The organism is Allobosea sp. RAF48, assembly GCF_052114025.1.
In the GTDB taxonomy this organism is placed as follows: domain Bacteria; phylum Pseudomonadota; class Alphaproteobacteria; order Rhizobiales; family Beijerinckiaceae; genus Allobosea.
Map to the genome: position 1 here is coordinate 32,324 of NZ_JBFRDZ010000020.1, position 19,598 is coordinate 51,921.

14 protein-coding genes, 1 tRNA gene and 1 pseudogene are annotated in these 19,598 nt (G+C 66.5%); 2 read left to right on the forward strand and 14 right to left on the reverse strand.

What is annotated here, in order from left to right; translation table 11 throughout:
• Positions 1-19: 19 nt before the first annotated feature.
• The 13 genes and pseudogenes from AB4Z10_RS26635 to AB4Z10_RS26695 form a co-directional block, all read right to left on the reverse strand.
• On the reverse strand, positions 20-1,045 hold the full coding sequence (locus tag AB4Z10_RS26635; protein ID WP_441473421.1) for a serine hydrolase domain-containing protein: 1,026 nt from the start codon (positions 1,043-1,045) through the stop codon (positions 20-22).
• A gap of 30 nt (positions 1,046-1,075) precedes the next feature.
• Positions 1,076-1,870 (reverse strand): ABC transporter ATP-binding protein, encoded by a 795-nt coding sequence (locus AB4Z10_RS26640; RefSeq protein ID WP_441473422.1) that lies wholly within the window; start codon positions 1,868-1,870, stop codon positions 1,076-1,078.
• Positions 1,867-2,052 carry an ABC transporter ATP-binding protein gene (locus AB4Z10_RS26645; RefSeq protein ID WP_441473452.1) on the reverse strand — a complete coding sequence of 62 codons (186 nt, stop codon included), beginning with the start codon at positions 2,050-2,052 and terminating at the stop codon, positions 1,867-1,869. Before AB4Z10_RS26645 ends, AB4Z10_RS26640 begins: the two co-directional genes overlap by 4 nt.
• Before the next feature lie 144 nt (positions 2,053-2,196).
• Positions 2,197-2,655: pseudogene (locus tag AB4Z10_RS26650) on the reverse strand (ATP-binding cassette domain-containing protein); the annotation flags it as partial.
• 70 nt (positions 2,656-2,725) lie between these two features.
• Positions 2,726-3,652 carry an ABC transporter permease gene (locus tag AB4Z10_RS26655; protein ID WP_441473423.1) on the reverse strand — a complete coding sequence of 309 codons (927 nt, stop codon included), beginning with the start codon at positions 3,650-3,652 and terminating at the stop codon, positions 2,726-2,728.
• 9 nt (positions 3,653-3,661) lie between these two features.
• Positions 3,662-4,732 (reverse strand): ABC transporter permease, encoded by a 1,071-nt coding sequence (locus AB4Z10_RS26660; protein ID WP_441473424.1) that lies wholly within the window; start codon positions 4,730-4,732, stop codon positions 3,662-3,664.
• 10 nt (positions 4,733-4,742) lie between these two features.
• The gene (locus AB4Z10_RS26665) at positions 4,743-6,380 is read right to left on the reverse strand and encodes an ABC transporter substrate-binding protein (RefSeq protein ID WP_441473425.1); all 1,638 of its coding nucleotides are present in this window, start codon (positions 6,378-6,380) and stop codon (positions 4,743-4,745) included.
• An 81-nt stretch (positions 6,381-6,461) separates the two neighbouring features.
• On the reverse strand, positions 6,462-7,889 hold the full coding sequence (locus AB4Z10_RS26670; protein WP_441473426.1) for a M20 family metallopeptidase: 1,428 nt from the start codon (positions 7,887-7,889) through the stop codon (positions 6,462-6,464).
• 14 nt (positions 7,890-7,903) lie between these two features.
• Positions 7,904-9,718 (reverse strand): S9 family peptidase, encoded by a 1,815-nt coding sequence (locus tag AB4Z10_RS26675; RefSeq protein ID WP_441473427.1) that lies wholly within the window; start codon positions 9,716-9,718, stop codon positions 7,904-7,906.
• A gap of 10 nt (positions 9,719-9,728) precedes the next feature.
• On the reverse strand, positions 9,729-10,706 hold the full coding sequence (gene pip, locus AB4Z10_RS26680; protein ID WP_441473428.1) for a prolyl aminopeptidase: 978 nt from the start codon (positions 10,704-10,706) through the stop codon (positions 9,729-9,731).
• A 530-nt stretch (positions 10,707-11,236) separates the two neighbouring features.
• Positions 11,237-11,310 (reverse strand) — tRNA-Gln (locus tag AB4Z10_RS26685).
• A gap of 746 nt (positions 11,311-12,056) precedes the next feature.
• Positions 12,057-14,096, reverse strand: coding sequence for an NAD(+) synthase (locus tag AB4Z10_RS26690; protein ID WP_441473429.1), 2,040 nt, complete (start codon positions 14,094-14,096; stop codon positions 12,057-12,059).
• A gap of 171 nt (positions 14,097-14,267) precedes the next feature.
• The gene (locus AB4Z10_RS26695) at positions 14,268-15,617 is read right to left on the reverse strand and encodes a nucleotide sugar dehydrogenase (protein ID WP_441473430.1); all 1,350 of its coding nucleotides are present in this window, start codon (positions 15,615-15,617) and stop codon (positions 14,268-14,270) included.
• Positions 15,618-15,954: 337 nt separating this feature from the next.
• Between AB4Z10_RS26695 and AB4Z10_RS26700 the strand changes: the two genes are divergently transcribed.
• Together AB4Z10_RS26700 and AB4Z10_RS26705 are read left to right on the forward strand one after the other, a co-directional pair.
• Entirely contained in the window at positions 15,955-17,619 is a 1,665-nt protein-coding gene (locus AB4Z10_RS26700; protein ID WP_441473431.1) for a GMC family oxidoreductase, read from the forward strand.
• 157 nt (positions 17,620-17,776) lie between these two features.
• Positions 17,777-18,304: a hypothetical protein gene (locus AB4Z10_RS26705; protein WP_441473432.1), complete on the forward strand. Its 528-nt coding sequence runs from the start codon at positions 17,777-17,779 to the stop codon at positions 18,302-18,304.
• Positions 18,305-18,370: 66 nt separating this feature from the next.
• On the opposite strand, the gene AB4Z10_RS26710 is transcribed toward AB4Z10_RS26705, so the two are convergent.
• Positions 18,371-19,588: an MFS transporter gene (locus tag AB4Z10_RS26710; protein ID WP_441473433.1), complete on the reverse strand. Its 1,218-nt coding sequence runs from the start codon at positions 19,586-19,588 to the stop codon at positions 18,371-18,373.
• Positions 19,589-19,598: the final 10 nt, after the last annotated feature.

The following is a 19,598-nucleotide window of genomic DNA, read 5'->3' on the forward strand; positions in this document are numbered from 1 at the left end:
TGGCGGAGGCTAAGGCTGCTCAATCCTGCCGGCGTGCTTCGAGGATCAGGCGCAGCAGGCGGCCGAAGGCGAAGCGGTTCACCTCCGTGCCCTTGATGTCGGTGTTGACCCGGTGGACGATCACGAGGTCGAGCGAGGGGATGACGAGACAGTTCTGCCCGCCGACGCCCTGCGCGCTGTAGCTGCCGGCCGGCAGCACGACGCCGGGGAAGCCGGCGCCGGAGCGCTCGGTCCACCACATATAGCCGTAACCGCCGCGCGGCCCGGCATCGGAAAGCGGCAGGACGCTGGTCGCAACCCAGTTGGCTGGGATGACCTGCTCGCCCTGCCAGCGCCCCTGCCGCAGGAACGTCAGGCCGAAGCGTGCCAGATCCCGCGTCGACATCCGGAACGGATAGGCGGGATGAACCGAGCAATCGTCCTGTTCGAGCCAGCCGTCGCGCCGTTCGCCGTCAAAACGGAAATCCTCCATGCCCAGCGGGCGGGCGATCCGCGTCAGGAAGTCGTCATGGATGCCGGCGCCGGTGAGGGCAGTGAAGATCGTCCCGAGCGCATTGAAGTCCCAGTTATTGTATAGCCAGAAGGTGCCCGGCGGCTGCGAATGGCGCTGCGGCTTGATCGACTTCATCCAGGGGGATTCATAGCCGGCCGGGTGGAAGATGCCCGAACGGGCCGTCAGCAGGTCATAGATCGTCGCCGCCTTCTCGCGCTCGCTCAGGCCTTCCCTGTCGTCGATGCCGAGCTGGGCGAGTGTCCGGGAGAGATCGATCGTGCCGGCTTCCTCATGGATGCCGATCAGCGCGCTGAGGAAGCTCTTGCGGACGGAGTGGCATTGGTAGCGATGAGCGAGGTCGCCGCGGCTCGCCACCACGCGTCCGCCCTGCACGATCATCACCGTCGCCGTGGCGATGGTGTCGGCGAAGCGCCAGGCCAGGTCGAGCCCGGCGCTGGACCAGCCCGCCGCTTCCGGCTCCGTGGTTTCCCAGGCCTGCACCGGCCAGAATTCTCCGGCCGGGCTTTCGCCCGCGATGACTGCCTTATCCACTTGCTGGTCCTCCGCCGTTCCCACCATCGCTCACGTAGCCGGGCGATAGCCTGTGCTCGCGTCGAGAAATTCCCGCGTGTAGGGCTCGCGTGCGCGGCCGGCGCGGACATCCTGCGAACTCATTTCCTCGAGGATGCGCCCTTCGCTCATCATCGCGACGCGCTCGCACAGATGCGTCACCACCGCGAGATCGTGGCTCACCATGAGATAGGTCAGGTCGCGGTCGCGGCGGAGCTGCTTCAGCAGGTTGAGGATCTCGGCCTGCACGGAGACGTCCAGCGCCGAGGTCGGCTCGTCCAGCAGCAGAAGCTCGGGCTCGATGATCAGCGCACGCGCGATCGCGACGCGCTGGCGTTGCCCACCCGAGAGCTCGTGCGGAAAGCGGTAGCGGAAGGAAGGGCCGAGGCCGACGGCGGTGAGGATCTCGTCGATGCGCTCCTGCGGCCGGTCGAAGCCATGGATCTTCAGCGGCTCGGCCAGCACGTTCTGCACCATCTTGCGCGGGTGCAGCGAGGCATAGGGGTCCTGGAACACCATCTGCACGCGGCGGAAAAAAGCCTTGTCGCGCTTATGCGGCACCTCGCGGTCATGGAAGGCGATCGTGCCTCCATATTCGCTGTTGAGCCCGGCGAGTGCGCGCAGCACCGTCGACTTGCCGCAGCCGGATTCGCCGATCAACCCGAAGGCCTCACCATGGCGCAAGGTGAAGGAAACACCGTCGACCGCGGTGAGCGCCGAGGCGCCCCGGCCGAAGACGATGGAGAGATTGCTGACGGCGAGGGCAGCCGGGCGGTTGTTCGCGATGCTCGGATCCGCCGCGTTCATGTCCGGCTCCCGCTCTGCAGCGTCGGCCCGTCCAACCAGGCCGGATCGCGGCTCGGCACCTGCAGCATGTCGGCTTGCCGATCGAGGCGCGGCAGGCTGTCGAGCAGCGCGCGCGTATACGGGTGCCGCGCATTGCGCAGCTCGCGCGCCGGAATGTCCTCCATGATCCGGCCCGCATACATCACCAGCACGCGGTCGCAGAAATCCGCCACGAGGTTGAGGTCGTGGCTGATGAAGATCAGCCCCGCGCCACGCCGCGTCACCAGCTCGTCGAGAATGCTCAGCACCTGCCGCCGGATGGTGACGTCGAGCGCCGAGGTCGGCTCGTCGGCGATGATCAGGTCCGGCTCCGGAATCAGCATCATCGCGATCATGATGCGCTGCCCCATGCCGCCCGAGACCTCGTGCGGGAAGAGCCTGAAGACGCGCGCGGGATCGCGGATCTTCACGGCCTCCAGCATCGCGAGCGCCCGCGCTTCCGCCTCCCGCCCGCCGACCTTGTGGTGCAACCGATAGGCCTCGGTGATCTGCTGGCCGACGCGCATCAGCGGGTTGAGCGAGAATTTGGGATCCTGCAGGATCATCGAGATGCGGTTGCCGCGGATGCTGCGCATCTGCCGCTCGCTGGCGGCCAGCAGGTCGATCCCGTCGAAGGACAGCTTCGTGGCGGAGATCGACGCCGCCTTCGGCGTCAGCTTCAGAATCGTGCGTCCGGTCAGCGACTTGCCCGAGCCGGATTCGCCGACGATGCCGACCTTCTCGCGGCCGACGCTGAAGGAGATGCCGCGTACAGCCTGCACCGTGCGGTGCGCGCCCTTGAACGAGACGAAGAGGTCCTCGACCTCGAGCAGCGGCTTATCCATGGCGGGGATCCAGGATGTCGCGCAGGCCGTCGCCGAACAGGTTGAAGGCCAGGCTGGTGACGAGGATGGCGAGGCCGGGGATGCCGGCGATCCAGCCATTGGTCAGGATGAACTCGCGGCCCGATGCCAGCATCGCGCCCCATTCCGGGCTTGGCGGCTGCGCGCCGAGGCCGAGGAAGCCGAGACCGGCCGCCGTCAGGATGATCGCGGCCATGTTGAGGGTGATGCGCACCACGACGGAGGGAATGCACATCGGCACGACATGGCCGAGAATGATCCGGAGCGGTGACGCCCCCTGCAGCCGGACCGCCGCGATATAGTCGGATTTGCGGATCGACAGCGTCTCGGCGCGGGCGAGCCGCGCGATCGGCGGCCAGGCAGCGAGGGCGATCGCGATGATCGCGTGGTCGATGCCGGGACCGAGCGCCGCGACGAAGGCGAGCGCCAGCACCAGGCTCGGGAAAGCCAGGAAGATGTCGACGATGCGCATCAGCACGATATCGACCCAGCCGCCGAGATAGCCGGAGGTGGTGCCGATGATCAGCCCGAGCGGCGCGGCGATCACTGCCGTCAGCAGGGCGATGTAGAGCGTGATGCGCGCTCCGAACACCAGTCGGCTGAAGATGTCGCGGCCGAGTTCGTCCGTGCCGAACCAGTGCGCGGCGGAAGGCCGTTGCAGGCGCTGCATCAGGTCCTGCGCATAGATGTCGTGCGTCGCGATCAACGGCGCGAACAGCGCCACCAGCGCGATCAGCACGATGATGGCGAGGCCGAACAGGGCGGCGGGATTGGCCCGCAGCCGCCACCATTTCAGCGAGAGTTGCTGCATCCGCGCCTGGAAGGGCGAGGCCGGGACGGGTGCGGCGAGCCAGGCCCCGAGGCCCCGCCCGGCTGAATGGTCGATGGATCGTGGTGCCATGGCCATGCCTCAGCGGGTCCGCGGGTCGAAGACCCGGTAAAGCAGGTCGCACAACAGGTTGAGCGTGACGAAGATGACGCCGACCAGGAGCGTGCAGCCGACGACGGCGTTCATGTCTCCGGCGAGCAGCGCGTTGGTCAGGTAGCGGCCGAAGCCTGGCCAGGCGAAGACCGTCTCGGTCAGCACCGCGCCTTCGAGCAGGAAGGCGTAGGAGAGCGCGACCACCGTCAGCACCTGCACGGCGATGTTGCGGAAGGCGTGACCCCACACGGTTCGCGCCCAGGACAGCCCCTTGACCCGCGCCGTCACCACATATTCCTGGCCGAGCTGCTCCATCATGAAGCTGCGGGTCATGCGGCTGATATAGGCGAGCGAGCTGAAGGCCAGAATCGAGGCCGGCAGGATGATGTGCGACACGGCATTGCCGAACATATCCCAGTTGCCGGCGAGCAGGCTGTCGATCAGCAGGAAGCCGGTGACGGGTTCGAGATCGAACTCATAGGTGAAGTCGATGCGCCCGGGGCCGCCGACCCAGCCCAGCGTCGCATAGAACAGCACCAGACCCATCAGGCCGAGCCAGAAATTCGGCGCGGAATAGCCGACCAGCCCGACGACCCGCACGATCTGGTCGATCAGGGAGCCTCGATACATCGCGGAGAGCACGCCGAGCGGAATGCCGAGGCTGGTGCCGATGACGATCGCCACGCTGGCGAGCTCGATCGTCGCCGGGAAGACGCGGGCGATATCCGCCATCACCGGCTTGCCGGTGGTCAGCGCCATGCCGAAATCGAGATGCAGGACGCCCCAGAGATAGCGGCCGAACTGGACATGGAGCGGCTGGTCGAGACCGAGCTGCTTGTACATCGCCTGATAGGCTTCCTGGGTCGCGTTGTCGCCGAGCACGGCGACGACGGGATCGAGCGGCAGCAGGCGACCGATGAAGAAGGTCAGCGCCGCGAGCCCGAGCAGGGTCACGGCGAACGATATGAGAGTCCGGCTGGACGCTCGAAGCCAGGAGGGAAACAGATTCCGCCCGGATTCGGTGCTCAAGCCGGACGCGACTGCGGCGGTCCGGGACATCGCGGCGGCCTTACTTGGCCGCGCGCTCGTAATAGGTCCGGAAGCCGTTCCAGGTCCAAGACTTCAGGTCCTTGCGCACGCCGGCGACATTGTTCATCTGGAACATGAAGGCCATCGGCCCCTTCGCCATCACCTCCTTCTGGATTTCGGCATAGAGGGCGTCGCGCTTGGCCGGGTCGGGCTCGAGCAGGGCCTCGTCAACCTTCTTGTTGAGGTCGAGATCCTGGAAGGCGGAGCGCCAGCTCGGATACTGGGTCTGCTTGGCTTCCAGCCTGTTATCGGGGTTGAAGACGAGGCGCGAGGCGTTGCCATGGGCGTCCGGCACGTTGGTCTGCCAGGCCAGCATTGCCGACTGGTACTCGCGCCCGCGCACCTTGCTGAAGAGCTGGGCATTGGCCATGCGTTCGAGAGAGAGCTTGATCCCGACCTTGGCGGCGTTCTGCTGGACGCTCTGGGCGATCGGGTTCGCATGCGGCAGCGTGCCGAAGATCATGGTCGCCTCGAAGCCGTTGGAATAGCCGGCTTCCGTCAGCAGCTGCTTGGCCTTGTCGAGATCGAGCTTGAAAGGCTGCCCCTCCTTCGCATCGAGGGCACCGACGGCGCCGAGCTGGGCGAAGCTGGCGCGGGGCACGCCGAGATGGGTCATCACGGTCTTGCCGAGGCCGTCATAGTCGATCAGGTAGCGCATCGCGAGGCGCACCTTCTCCTTGGAGAAGGGGCCGTCCGCGACGTTGAAGCCCCAGTAGAAGAGCTGGGGCCTCAGAGTCGTGACGATCGAGACGTCCTTGGAGCCTTCGAGATCCCTGAGGTCCTCCGGGGTCAGGTCGCGCGCCACGTCGACATCGCCCTGGCTGAGCAGCAGGCGCTGGGTGCCGGGTTCCGCGACATGGCGGATCAGGACGCGCTTCAGGCCGGGCGTCGTGCCCCAATAGCCCTCATTCGCCTCCAGCACGATCGACTCGCCGGCGTTCCAGCGGGTCAGCTTGTAGGGGCCGACGCAAGCGGTGCGCGTGGTCAGGTACTTGTTGCCGAGATCGCCGCCCTGCTCGTTCGCCATCAGGGTCTTCTTGTCCATCACCATGGAGACCCGGTTGGCGGCGATGGACTGCAGCACCAGCGTCGTCGGATAGGCCTTGTCGAGCTTGAAGACGAGCGTGTCGTTCGGGCCCGCAGCGATGCTTTGCTCGACGTTCTCCTTGGTGAAGCCGAACTCGGTCAGCGTCGCCGCATTGCCGAAGTTCAGCTTGACGACGCGATGCAGCGACCAGGCGACGTCCTCGGCCGTGACGGGATTGCCGGAAGGGAATTTCGCGCCCTTGCGCAGGTGGAAGGTGATCTCCTTGCGGTCGGGCGAGACGTCCCAGCGCTCGGCGAAGCCAGGCACGACCTTGCGCTCGTCGGCCGGGTCGAAATCGACCAGCGTGTCGCAGGTGTTCTGCAGGATCTCGTTGGTGACGACCTCGCCGACCTGGGCGGGGTCGAAGGTGCTGATGGCGTCGACGTTCCAGGCCATCACCAGAGCATTTTTGGGCGTGGCGGCGATAGCTGCTCCCGCCGCCGCGCAGAGGGCGCCGGCTGCCGCAGCCGACAGGAGACTGCGGCCGGCGGCGCCTCGTTTGGTGCCGCTCTTCTCGTTTCGGTTCGCCATGATCGTATCCCGCTCTTTATTTGTTGTTTGGTTGAAACGTCGCCCGGGCACAGCCTCGCCGGCGGTCCCGGGATGTAAGGCTCAGGCGGCCGCGGGCCGCGGCTGAATCGGCGGTTTCACCTCGGGCGGAATCGGGCAGACGTAAGGGGTGCGCTTGATCCGCTCCTGATGGTCCTTCTTGGCGCGGGCCAGCAGCGTCTCATCGCTGATCACGTCGATCGCGGTGCCCGCCATGATCTTGGCGGCATGGACCATGCCCTTATGCGCAGCCGGGGCCTTGCCCTGCGCCGTGATCTGCCAGGAATGGCCGGGCGTTCCGATGGCATGGGTCGCGACCCGCGCCTGGATCGTCGGCACTTTCCAACTGACGTCGGCGACATCGGTCGAACCGATCATCGGCACGCCCCTTGTGCCCTGCGGCACGACGAAGTCGCAGAGCGGCGTGTTCTCGCGTGGCGCGATGCCGGTGCGGCGGTAGTCGTTGAGAATGTCGCCCTGGCTCAGCGTCGCCTGGATCTTGGCCGCATAGGCCTTGTCTGCCGCATCGAAGGGCACGGGGCCGAGCCGGTCGATATTCCCAAACATCGCGTCTTCCAGCGGCGTGTTGCCGAGCATGTTGGAGACCGCGCTCATGATCGAGATCGAGACCTTGGTCTCGGTCATCAGTGCCGCGCCCTCGGCGATCTTCTTCACGCGCTCGTTGAGTTCCAGCATGCCGGCGAGGTCGCGGGCGCGGATGGCGTAGCGCACCTTGGCCGAGGCCTGGACCACATTCGGCGCGATGCCGCCGGCATCGAGCATGGCGTAGTGGATGCGGGCGTCGGACGGCATGTGCTCGCGCATGTAGTTGACGCCGACATTCATCAGCTCGACCGCATCGAGCGCCGAACGGCCGAGATGCGGCGCAGCAGCGGCATGCGAGGCGCGGCCGGTGAAGTGGAAATCCATCCGGGTGTTGGCGAGCGACAGCGCGTCGTCGACCTTGGTCATCGAAGCCGGATGCCAGCTGATCGCGACATCGACGTCATCGAAGGCGCCGGCGCGCACCATGAAGGCCTTGGCCGCGCCGCCTTCCTCCGCCGGACAGCCGAAATAGCGGACACGCCCCGGCCGGCTGGTCCTGGCGAGCCAGTCCTTCACCGCGGTCGCCGCGAGCAGAGCGGCCGAGCCCAGCATGTTGTGGCCGCAGCCATGGCCGTGGCCACCAGCTTCGACGGGCCTGGGCTCGGCGATATTGGCTTCCTGGCTGAGGCCCGGCAGGGCATCGTATTCTCCGAGGATGGCGATGACCGGACCGCCTTCGCCGGCTTCACCCATCACCGCGGTCGGGATGCCCGCGACGTTCTCGGTGATGCGGAAGCCCTGTTCCTTCAGCATCGCAACATGCTCGCCGACCGAGCGGTACTCGGTATAGGCGATCTCCGGCATGCCCCAGACGCGATCGCTCAGCGCCTCGAAAGGCTGCCGCTTGGCATCGACCAGCTCCCAGATGATCTCGGAATTCTGCATGGGTTGGTCCTCTTTCAGAGATGCTCGCGCAGGAAGCGGGCGACGCCGCCGAAGACGGTGCGCCGGTTCTCGATCCGCGCGAAGCCGTGGCCCTCATGCGGGATGCGCAGATACTCGACCGGACGGCCGAGGCCGCGAAGCACGGAATAGACCATCTCGCTCTCGCCGGGCGGCACGCGGGGATCGTCGAGCCCCTGCGCTACGAAGAGCGGCACCCGGATGCGGCCCAGCTTGTGGATCGGCGAGAAGCGGATCAGGTTTTCCCGGTCCGTGACAGGATCGCCGTATTCGACAGCGCGCAGATAGCGGCGCCACGGGCCGGTCGTCTCCAGCATCGTCAGGAAGTTGGCGATGCCGTAGAACTCGATGCCGACCTTCCACAGCTCGGGCTGTTCGGTCAGCGCCRCCAGCACCATGAAGCCGCCATAGGAGCGGCCGTAGACGGCGACGCGGCTGTCGTCGACATCGGGCTGCTCGCGAAGCCACAGCCGCACCGCCTTGAGGTCGGCGACGCTGTCCATGCGCAGATGCTTGTCGTCGAGATGCTGGTAGGTCCGGCCGTAGCCGGTCGAGCCGCGAACGTTCGGGGCGATCACCATGATGCCCTGGCTCAGGAAGAACTGCAGGTCGGCGCGGAAGATCGGCGTCCACTGCGCTTCCGGCCCGCCATGCACCACGACCACCGCCGGGTAACCGGACTCCGGCGCCTTGCCGCGTGGACGATAGACGAAGAACGGCACCTCCAGGCCGTCGAAGCTGGCCGCATTCGCCACGGTGGGCTCGACGAAGGCGGCGGGGTCGAGCCCGGCCTTGGAGGCATCCGTCAGCCGCTTCGCCTGTTTCGTGGCGATGTCGAAGCACCAGACATCCGGCGGCGAGGCCGAGCCGTCGAGCGGGAAGACAAGCCCGGAGCCGTCGGGCAGCCAGGCGACGGAGCCGATCGTGCCGGGCGGCAGCCCGCCGGCTTCGAACTCCGTCCCGCTGGCGAGATCGCGCACGAAGATGCGGTTCCTGCCGCGGTCGTTCGCGACATAGGCCAGGCGGCCCTGATCGGGCGCGAGTGCGGCCGCCTCGACATCCTGCCCGTCGCGCGCAACGACCCAGCTCATGGCGCCATCGGCCGTCGCGCAGAAGGCGATGCCGAGATGCTCGCGCCCCTGATCGGTCAGCGTGAAGAAGCCGCTGCCGTCCTTCTTCATCCGGCTCGCGGCATAGCGGGCCCGGCCCTCGTGCGGAAGCAGCGGCGTGCGCGCGCCGCTCTCGACATCGAGCCGGTAAAGATCCTGATCGCTCATCGAGCGGGTAGCGTCGGCGACGAGCAGCGAGCGGCCGTCGGGGAAGAAGGCCACGGCCTCACGATAGCCGTTCCCCTCGTAGACGCGCCGCGCCGCGCGCGTCGCCATGTCCATCACATAGATGTCCATATGCTCGGGATGGCGTGCATTCGAGGCGAAGGCGATGCGCTGCCCGTCGGGAGCCCAGGCGCCCCAGACATGAACCACGGACGGATCGTCTGTCAGCGGCTGCGGCACGCCGGAAGCGCCCGGCACGAGCCAGAGCTGATGCCGCTCGTCGCCGCCGCAGTCCATCGTGAACAGCAGGTCGCGCCCCTTGGGGTTGAAGGCGATCGCCCCGACCGGCTCCGGCATGTCGGTCAGGCGCCAGGGCGCCCCGCCCGCGACCGGCTTCAGCCAGATCTGATGTGTGCCGCTCTCGTCGCTCAGATAGGCCAGGAGCTCGCCGTCGGGCGCAACGGCCGGGCTCTTGGCGCTGCGGATTTCGAGATAGGGTTCGATGCCGAGGCGGATCTGGCTGGCGGCTTCGTACATGGCTGTTCCTTCAGGCCGCTCTGGCCGGCATGGAGTCGCGCAGGCGATCGGTCGCTTCGCGCAAGGCGAGCGATAGAGCCGGCGCGTTCGGTGTCGCCGCGTGGTTGGCTTCGGTCACGATGGTGAAGCGGGCTTCGGGCCAGGCCGTCTTGAGCCGCCAGGCCGTGCACATCGGCGTCACGATATCGTAGCGGCCCTGGACGATCTCGGCCGGCAGGTGCCGGATGCGCGGGACGTCGCGTAGAAGCTGGCCCGGTTCGAGGAAGGCGCCGTTCACGCAGTAATGCGTGAAGATCCGCGCCAGCGCGAGCGCAGCCTGCGGCTCGGTCAGGGCCGCGACATGATCGGCGTCGGGCAGGAAGGTTTGAGTCCGCCCCGAGAAGGTTCTGAGGCTGACTGCGGCCGCCATCTGCTGCTCGCGATCAGGGCCGGTGAGCCGGCGGTAATAGGCGCCGAGCAGGTCGCCTCGCTCCGCTTCCGGCACGAAATTGGCAAAGGTCTCCCAATGGTCCGGGAAGATCGTGCGCGAGCCATGGAACCACCAGTCGATCTCGGCGCGCTCGGCCATGAAGATGCCGTGCAGGCGGAAGCCGAGGCAGCGCTCGGGATGGGCCTGTCCATAGGCGAGGCCGAGACAGCTACCCCAGGAGCCGCCCGTGACGAGCCAGCGCTCGATGCCGAGGTGGCTGCGGATTCGCTCGAGATCGGCAACGAGCGCCTGGATCGTATTCCCGGCGAGCGCGGCGGAAGGGCGCGAACGGCCCGCACCGCGTTGATCGAAGGTGACGATGTTGAAGGCCGCCGGATCAAAGGTTCGGCGCTGGGCGGGTTTGGTGCCCGCGCCGGGGCCGCCATGCAGGAAGACGACGGGAATTCCGTCGGGATTGCCGCTCAGTTCGACCTGAAGCTCATGGTCGTCACCGACGGGGAGGCGCAGCGAGCGGTAAGACTCGACCACTGGATAGAGAGCACTCTCGTCGTCAGGCACATCGGGCTCCGCTGCACCGGAGCGCCGCGACGCCCCCCGTATCGTCGGAGGATGGCACGGCCGAACCGCCGCTGGCCAATGCATTTGACGCGCGTTGTTATGAAGATCTGGAATAGATTTATAGGAATTGGCAGCGGCAAACACCCCTTTGCTTGAAGGTCGGTGTCGCGAACTCAAAGGCCTGGCTGCCTGATCCCGCGCCGATCATCCGGGAACGATGTTTGCGACCGAGACCGTCACGCGTCGCGCCCAGCATATTCCGGGTTGCGGCTTCGCCGAGGTTGCTGATCTGCTGTGGCCTTCCGCGAATGCGGATCATTCAGAATGCCGAATTCGATCGGTAATGAGCCCCGAAGGCAGCGGTACCTCATCATATTTCTGCTGTTGCAGATGCCGCGACTGTCGGCCTCCCGGCATTGGTTGAATGTTCTCTTCTGGCGCTGGCTGGACCGCGGTTCAATCGTGAGCCCGAAGGGCGAGGATGGCTGGGGAGCGGAAACAGCGAGCGCTGTCTGACGATTTTTTCCAGGTGGTTCCCGCTTATGGATTCGAACCACAATTTTCAGAGCCAAAATCTGACGTCCTACCGTTAGACGAAGCGGGATCGTCTAACCTTGTTGTCGCTGAAAAATCTGCGCGGCCGAATGCACCGGCGTCTCCGTTTTGATTGGCTACGGATTGCAGCATTGCTCGCGCTCGCTCCTCAACTGCCGCTCCGGGTGGGGAGCCGGCCGAGAGGACTTGCTCGAAAGCGGACGCTGCCGCTCGAGGTCAATCAGCCAAGGGTGCGGCACGCTCAACCGGAAAGCCGGGCTGCCGCACCTCACTGATCATAATTGCGCGGTCCGTTGAACGCTCTGTGGGAGGCATCCACGATCCCGGCGAACGGGTAAGAGGCGCCCTTCTTCAACTAACGAAAGGCATTCCCAAACATGTCCGTTTGACGTGCGGGCGCGCCAACGCCTGGCAGCATGTAGGCTGGCCCATCCGCTCTTTTGCTGGGAACGGTATCTTGCGTGACACAACCGACTGGCCCGAGAAGGATGAACACCACGGTGAGGCATCGTTTCAGCACGGCGAACTCCATCGTTGCATTCCGGAACCAGAGCCAGATTTCTTCTTCGGACAGCCCGCTTTCGCCTGCCATTCGCACGACCTCGAAGCTGCAAGGCTGCCCCTTGGGACAATCTGCGAAGGCGTGTCGTCGTGCCGGGTTTCTATCACATGATAGCAGGCACGACGGCGACAACCGAAAGCGGACATGCTTAAGGCCCCACTTGGATCGGGATCTGACGTTACGGACCTCGCCGCTTGCGCTGGGAGCGTGCCCGACGAACTAAACCCTCTCGCTCAATCCGGAATCCGCTCCCAATCCTTCAGCCAGGGCGCGGCGGAGGCGTCGCTCGGCGCGCGCCAGTCGCCGCGTGGCGAGAGCGAGCCGCCGGAGGAGACCTTCGGGCCGTTGGGCATGGCCGAGCGCTTGAACTGGCTGGTCTCGAAGAAGCGGCGGATGAAGACGCCGAGCCAGCGCTTGATCACCGGCAGATCGTAGGCGACGCGCTTGCCGGCTTCCATGTTCGGCGGCCAGTCCCCCGCCCCTGCATCGCGCCAGGCATGCTCGGAAAGGAAGGCGATCTTGCTCGGCCGGAAGCCGTAGCGCGTCGTGTAGAACAGGTTGAAATCCTGCAGCGCGTAGGGGCCGACGAAATCCTCGGTCTTCTGCGCCGGCTCGTCGCCATCGCCCGGCACCAGCTCGGGCGAGATCTCGGTCGCGAGGATGTCGAGCATGACGTCCGAGGCCTCGGCGCCGAAGCGGCCGGACTGCGCCACCCAGCGGATCAGATGCTGGATCAGCGTCTTCGGCACCGAGCCGTTGACGTTGTAATGCGACATGTGATCGCCGACGCCATAGGTGCACCATCCGAGCGCCAGCTCCGACAGGTCGCCGGTTCCCATCACCAGCGCATTGTGCCGGTTGGCGAGGCGGAACAGCACCGAGGTGCGTGCGCCGGCCTGCACGTTCTCGAAGGTGATGTCGTAGAGCGGCTGCCCTTGAGCGAAGGGGTGGCCGATATCGATCAGCATCTGCCGGCAGGCCGGCGTCATGTCGATCTCCTCGGCAGAGACACCCAGCGCCCGCATCAGTCGCCAGGCATTGTCCTTGGTGTCCTTGCTGGTGGCAAAGGCCGGCAGCGTATAGGCGAGGATGTTCTGGCGGGGCAGGCCGAGCGCATCGAAGGTATGGGCCGCGACGATCAGCGCCTGCGTCGAATCGAGGCCGCCGGAGACGCCGATCACGACCTTGTCGAGCCGCGTGCTCTCCAGCCGCTTGCGCAGCCCATGCGACTGGATGTTGTAGGCCTCGAAGCAGAGCTCGTTCAGTCTGGCATCGTCGCTCGGCACGAAGGGGAAGCGCTCGACGGTGCGGGCCAATCCGAGATCGTTGTCGCGATCCGGCTCCAGCGTGAAGTCGATGCGACGGAAGCCGAGCCGGTCGCGGTTCACATCGGCGCTGTCGCCGAAGGTGTTCTGGCGGATGCGGTCCATCGCCAGCCGTTCGAGATCGATATCGGCGAGGATGAGTTGCGGCTCGGCGGCGAAGCGCTCCGCCTCGGCCAGCAGCGCGCCGTTCTCGTAGATCATCGCCTGCCCGTCCCAGGCGAGGTCGGTGGTCGACTCGCCGGTGCCCGCGGCGGAATAGGCATAGGCCGCGATGCAGCGGCCGGAATGGGCCTTGCAGAGTGCGTGGCGCCAGTCCGACTTGCCGATGGTGACGTTGGAGGCCGAGAGGTTGAGCAGCACGGTCGCCCCGGCGAGCGCGGCGTAGGACGATGGCGGGATCGGCGTCCAGACGTCCTCGCAGATCTCCATATGCACCACGAAGTCCGGGATATCGGCCGCGGCCAGCAGGATATCCGTGCCGAACGGCACTTCCTGGCCGCAGAGATCGATATAGAGCGCGCCCGCCCGCTCGCCCGAGGCGAACTGCCGGCGCTCGTAGAACTCGCGATAGTTCGGCAGATAGGTCTTGGGCACGGCAGCGAGGATGCGCCCGCGATGGATCGCGACGGCGCAGTTGAACAGCCGCCCCTCGACCCGCAGCGGCGCGCCGACCACGACGACGCCGCGCAGCGCGCGACTCTCCGCGACGAGGTGCCCCAAGGCCTCGCGCACGGCATCGAGCAACGCATTCTGCTGCAGCAGGTCGTCGATGGCATAGGCGCTGATGCCGAGTTCCGGGAACAGGGTCAGCGACGCCCCGCTCTCGTCCGCCCGCCGCAGCATCGCAATCGTCTCGGCCACGTTGAAAGCCGGATCGGCCACCTTCAGCCGCGGCGCGGCGCAGGCGATCCGGACGAGACCGTGCGAATGGATGTTGCGGAAAGTCATGGAGACTCCGTTAGGCTCGGACGCCGAAAACACGGCCATCGCTTATCGCGCAGGCCATAGCCGCAGAGCAATGCTCGCTCCGGCGACCCTGCCCGGCTGTCGGGGCGAGAAGCCAACGCAGATCAACCCAGCTGCTTGCCTATCATACCACCGCCGTCCTCAAAGCGCGGGTCAGGCCTTGATCACGTTGGCTGCAGAGGCGCCGTTCCGTTCGCAAGCGTTACGCGTGTCTATAACCAGCCGCGCTTCTGCGACGAGCCTCTTGTAATCGACAGCGTCGTGGTCGGTAGCGATGAGAACGGCATCGAAATCGCCGATCGTGCCGGGAGCGAGATCAATGGATCGGCGCCCGGCAAGGCCGCCATGCTCCCTGGTCTGCGGAATGATCGGAACATGCGGGTCGTGATAGGATGCCTGGGCGCCGCGTTGCTCGATCAGCTCGATCAGGCGCAATGAAGGGCTTTCGCGCATATCGTCAACATTCTTCTTGTAGGCGGCGCCGATGACGAGAATCCGCGCTCCGTTCAGTCCGCGCGCGAAATGCTGATCCAGACCGTGCGCGAGTCGTTCGACAACCAGATGCGGCATCGCCGTGTTGATTTCGCCTGCCAGCTCGATGAAGCGCGCCGTGATCCCGTATTCCCGGGCCTTCCATGAAAGATAGAAAGGATCGATCGGGATGCAGTGCCCGCCCAGCCCCGGGCCGGGATAGAACGGCATGAAGCCGAACGGTTTGGTCTTGGCGGCATCGATAACCTCCCAGATATCGATGCCCATGGCCGCGTAGATCGATTTCAGCTCATTGACGAGCGCAATATTGACCGAGCGAAAGATGTTCTCGGTCAGCTTCACGGCTTCGGCCACGGAGGTCGACGAGACCGGCACGGTCTGGACGACGAGCTCGCCATACAGGGCCTGCGCTATCGCGAGCGCCTCGGGGCCGTCGCCTCCGACGACCTTGGGTATCGAGGCGGTTCCAAAACGCGGATTGCCCGGATCTTCGCGTTCGGGCGAGAAGGCCAAGTAAAAATCCGTGCCGCTCTTCAACCCGGTTCGTTCGAGGATCGGCTTGAGGACTTCCTCGGTCGTACCCGGGTAGGTGGTGGATTCCAGCGCGATGAATTGCCCCTTCCGCAAACGTCCCGCGATGGTTTCCGCCGTCTGGACGACGAAGCTCAGATCCGGCTCGCGGTGGCGCGTGAGCGGGGTCGGAACGCAGATGATAAGGCCGTCTGGCTCGTCCAGCCGCGAAAAGTCGTCCGTGGCGAGAAAGCGCCCCGCCCTCGCGGCCGCGGCGAGATCCTCGGCCTGAATATGCTTGATCCCGGTTCTGCCCGCGTTGAGCTCGGACACGCGTGCAGAGTTGATATCGAAACCGAGCACGTCGAAGCCGGCACGCAGAGCAGCCAAGGCGAGCGGGACGCCGACATACCCCAGGCCGATGATCCCAACCCGGAAGCTACGGTCCAGCACGCGCTGCAGCAGCTTCTTCGCCGCCTCATCCGGCAGAATTTCATTCATATCGCTCATTCTCGGACGGACGGCAGCTGGAGCTTCGATGCCGGGCGCGTCTTGCCGCTCCTCGCGAAAAGGATGCATGCGAACGCCTGGCAATCTCACCTTCGGCCACATCCTCGCAGCGATGACAAGTATGCCGCAGTCCGTTCCGATATCAGTGCGAGAACTTCACCTGGTTTTCAGCGCGGCGACTCGCGATTGGCTTTCAGGCCCAGATGAGCCGCAGAGAAGCAGCACGGATGTGCATATCCGCGCGCTGACACGGCGTTCCGACCTATGCCAGATTGTACCTCCACCGCCGGCGAACAGGCGGGTTCGCAGCTAAGCCCTTGGAAACGCCATGCCAGATTCGCCTTCGACCGACCGCCGCCTGATCGGCACCTTCGACTACGTCGTCATCGGTGCGGGCTCGGCCGGCTGCGTCGTCGCCAATCGGCTGGCGGCCGATCCGGAGACCAAGGTCCTCGTCCTCGAAGCCGGCGGCAACGACGACTGGATCTGGCTCCACATCCCGGTGGGCTATCTCTTCGCCATCGGCAATCCCCGCGCCGACTGGCTGTTCCAGACCGAGCCGCAGCCCGGGCTCGGCGGCCGGGCCCTGGCCTATCCGCGCGGCAAGGTGGTCGGCGGCTCCTCGGCGATCAACGCCATGGTCTATATGCGCGGCCAGGCGGCCGACTATGACGGCTGGCGCCAGCGCGGCCTCAACGGCTGGGGCTGGGACGACGTGCTGCCCTATTTCCTCAAGCACGAAGACCATATCGCGCCGCCGCCCGGCGGGATGCACAAGGCGGGCGGAGAATGGCGCGTCGAGCATCCGCGCGTGCGCTGGGCTATCCTCGATGCCATCCGCAACGCGGCCGAGGCCGCCGGCATCGCCAAGATCCCGGACTTCAATACCGGCGACAACGAAGGCTCCTCCTATTTCCAGGTGAACCAGCGGCGCGGGCGACGCCTGAGCGCCTATCGCGCCTTCCTGAAGCCGCTGCTCGAACAGCGCGACCGGACCAATCTCAGGCTCGAGACGCGCGTTCATGTCGAGCGCATCGTCTTCGAGGACGGCCGGGCGAAGGCGATCGAGTTCACCCATGGCCAGGGCACTCCGAGCGAGGAGAAGCTCAGGGTCGAGGTCCGCGGCGAAGTCGTGCTGTCGGCGGGCGCCGTCGCCTCCCCTCTCCTGCTCGAACGCTCCGGCATCGGCGGCGGGGCACGGCTGCAGAGCCTGGGCATCGAGACACTGGTCGACGCGCCCGGCGTCGGCGAGAACCTGCAGGACCATCTGCAGATCCGGCCGGTCTACAAGGTCCACGGCGTCAAGACGCTGAACAGCGACTATGCCAGGATCTGGCGCCGGCCGCTGATGGCGCTGCAATGGGCGGCTCTGCGTTCCGGCCCGCTGACGATGGCGCCCTCGCAGGTCGGCGCCTTCGCGAAATCCGCGCCTCATTATGCGACCGCGAACCTGCAGTATCATTTCCAGCCGCTCTCGCTCGACAGCTGGGGCTCGGGCCTGCACCCCTTCGACGCCTTCACCGCCAGCGTCTGCAATCTGCGGCCGACGAGCCGCGGCAACGTCCATCTGCGCTCCGCCGATCCGTTCGGCCCCCCCGTGATCTCGCCGAACTACCTCGATACCGAGGAAGACCGGCAGGTCGCGATCGACGCGCTGAAGCTGACGCGCCGGATCGTGGCGCAGGCACCGCTGGCGCGCTTCCGGCCAGAGGAGTACCTGCCGGGCGAAGGCGCCCAGTCGGACGAAGCCCTGCTCGAAGCCGCCGCCAAGCTCGGCACCACGATCTTCCATCCGGTCGGCACGGCGAAGATGGGCGGCGACGACGATCCGGGCGCCGTGCTGGACAAAAGGCTGCGCGTGCGCGGCGTCTCGGGCCTGCGCGTCATCGATGCCTCGGTGATGCCGACGATCACCTCCGGCAATACCGCCAACCCGACGATGATGATCGCCGAGAAGGGCGTGGCCATGCTGAAAGAGGATGCGCGCCGTTAGACCGGGCGGAACGGAACCTCATTGCAGGTGCAGCTATGCAATCCGGGAGACCGGGAGTTCTGCCGCCGCCAGATTGCTTCGTCGCATCGCTTCTCGCCATGGCGGATATCGAGCGGCACGGAAATGCCATAAATCCGGGCCAATGAATCCGGCTGCGATGTCCGACAACCTCCCGCCCCCGCCCGCCCCGGAGCGCGGCCCGCTGAAGCGCGGGCTGCTCGCGGCACTGCGCGCCGTCCTCACCGTCTTCATCGTCCTCGATGAGCTGCTGCGGCCGCTCTACCGGCCGCTGATCCGCCGGCTCGCGGGCCTGCGTGTCATGCGCAGGCTTGAGGAAACGGTCTCTGGCCTGCCCCGCCCGCTCGTCCTGCTGGCGCTGGCGATCCCGTTCGCCATCGCCGAACCGCTGAAGCTCTTCGGCCTGCTGCTGTTCGCGCGCGGGCAGTTCTGGGCCGGGCTCGTCGTGACGGCCTTCGCGCATCTCATGAGCTTCGTCTTCGTTGAGCGCATCTATCATGCCGGCCGCGAGAAGCTGTTGAGCTATCGCTGGTTCGCCTGGATCATGGGACAGGTGGTGCGCGTGCGCGATCAGGTGCTGGGCTGGGTACGCGCCTCGGCCGCCTATGGCTTCGCCATTCGCACCCGTGACACCGCCCGGCGCTGGTGGCAGGGCCTTCTCGCCTGAGCCTTTCATAGGCGAGCAACTTTGCGAGCCCCCATCCTGAGGGCCGAGAATTTTCAAGCACCGCTGCTAGCGCCGGCTGCGCGCCAGCAGGACAAGCGCGATGGCGGCGAGCGCCGAGACGGCGATCAGCAGCAGCGTCGAGACCATGACGCCGCCGCGTTGCAGCGAAACGGCGAAGACGAGCGGCGCCGCCGCCTTGATGACGAGGCCGGGCGCCGAGAGCTTGCCCATCGTCGCGCCGAAGCCGACCGGGCCGAAGAGCTGGAGCGGAACGGTGCCGCGCACGATCGAGCTCAGCCCCATGCTGATGCCGAAGGCGATGGCGAACAGGCCCGCGGCCACCGGCAGAGAGCCGCCGATCAGGAGCAGCACAAGGCCCAACGGCATCAGCCAGGCCGAGACCCAGGCGGTGGTGATCGGCGAGACCGCGCGGCCGAACAGCATCTCGGCGAGGCGCCCGGCGACCTGAGACGGCCCGAGCATCGCGCCGAGGCCGACCGCGACGGCGGCGCTGAGCCCGAAGCCCTGCAGCAGCGCCAGCATATGCACGGCCATGGCCGAGACCACGAAACCCTGCAGCGAAAAGGCCAGCGCCAGCAGCAGGAAGGCGCGGCGACGGGCATCGCCCGTGAGATAGGTCACTTCCGGTTCCTGCGGCACGGGCGATGCGGCATGAGCGGCCGGCGCGACGACCGGCCGTTTCACCCGCCCCGGCAGGAAGACGAAGTGCAGCGGCATGCAGACGAGGATCTGCGAAAGGCCGTAGAGCCGGTACACGCCACGCCAGTCGAGGATCGCGAGCAGACTGCTGGTGAGCGGCCAGAACAAGGTCGAGGCGAAGCCACCGATCAAGGTGAGCTGGCTGATGGCGCGGCGCGCCTGGCTTCCGCGTGCCTGCGTCAACGCCGCGAAGGCGGCATCGTAGAAGACGGCGGTGGTGACGGCCTGCAAGGCCACCATCGCAAGGACGTACCCGACCATGCCGCGCGCCTCGGCCAGCGCCAGCAAAGCGAGACCGGCCAGCGCGGAGCCGGCGGTCATCACCAGTCGCGTGCCGTAGCGGTCGATCAGGCTGCCGGTGACGGGCGCGACCGCGCCACCGAGGAAGAGACCGACCGCGAAGCCGCCATAGGTCCATTCCGGCGCCCAGCCGAAGCTCGCGGTGATGCGGGGCGCCAGCACGGTGAAGGCGTAGTAGAGCGCGCCGTAGCCGAAGACCTGCGTCACACCGAGCGCAAGGATGAGCGACGGCCCGCCGGGCCGTCCGAACTTGGGCCAGGGCATGGCCGCCCCC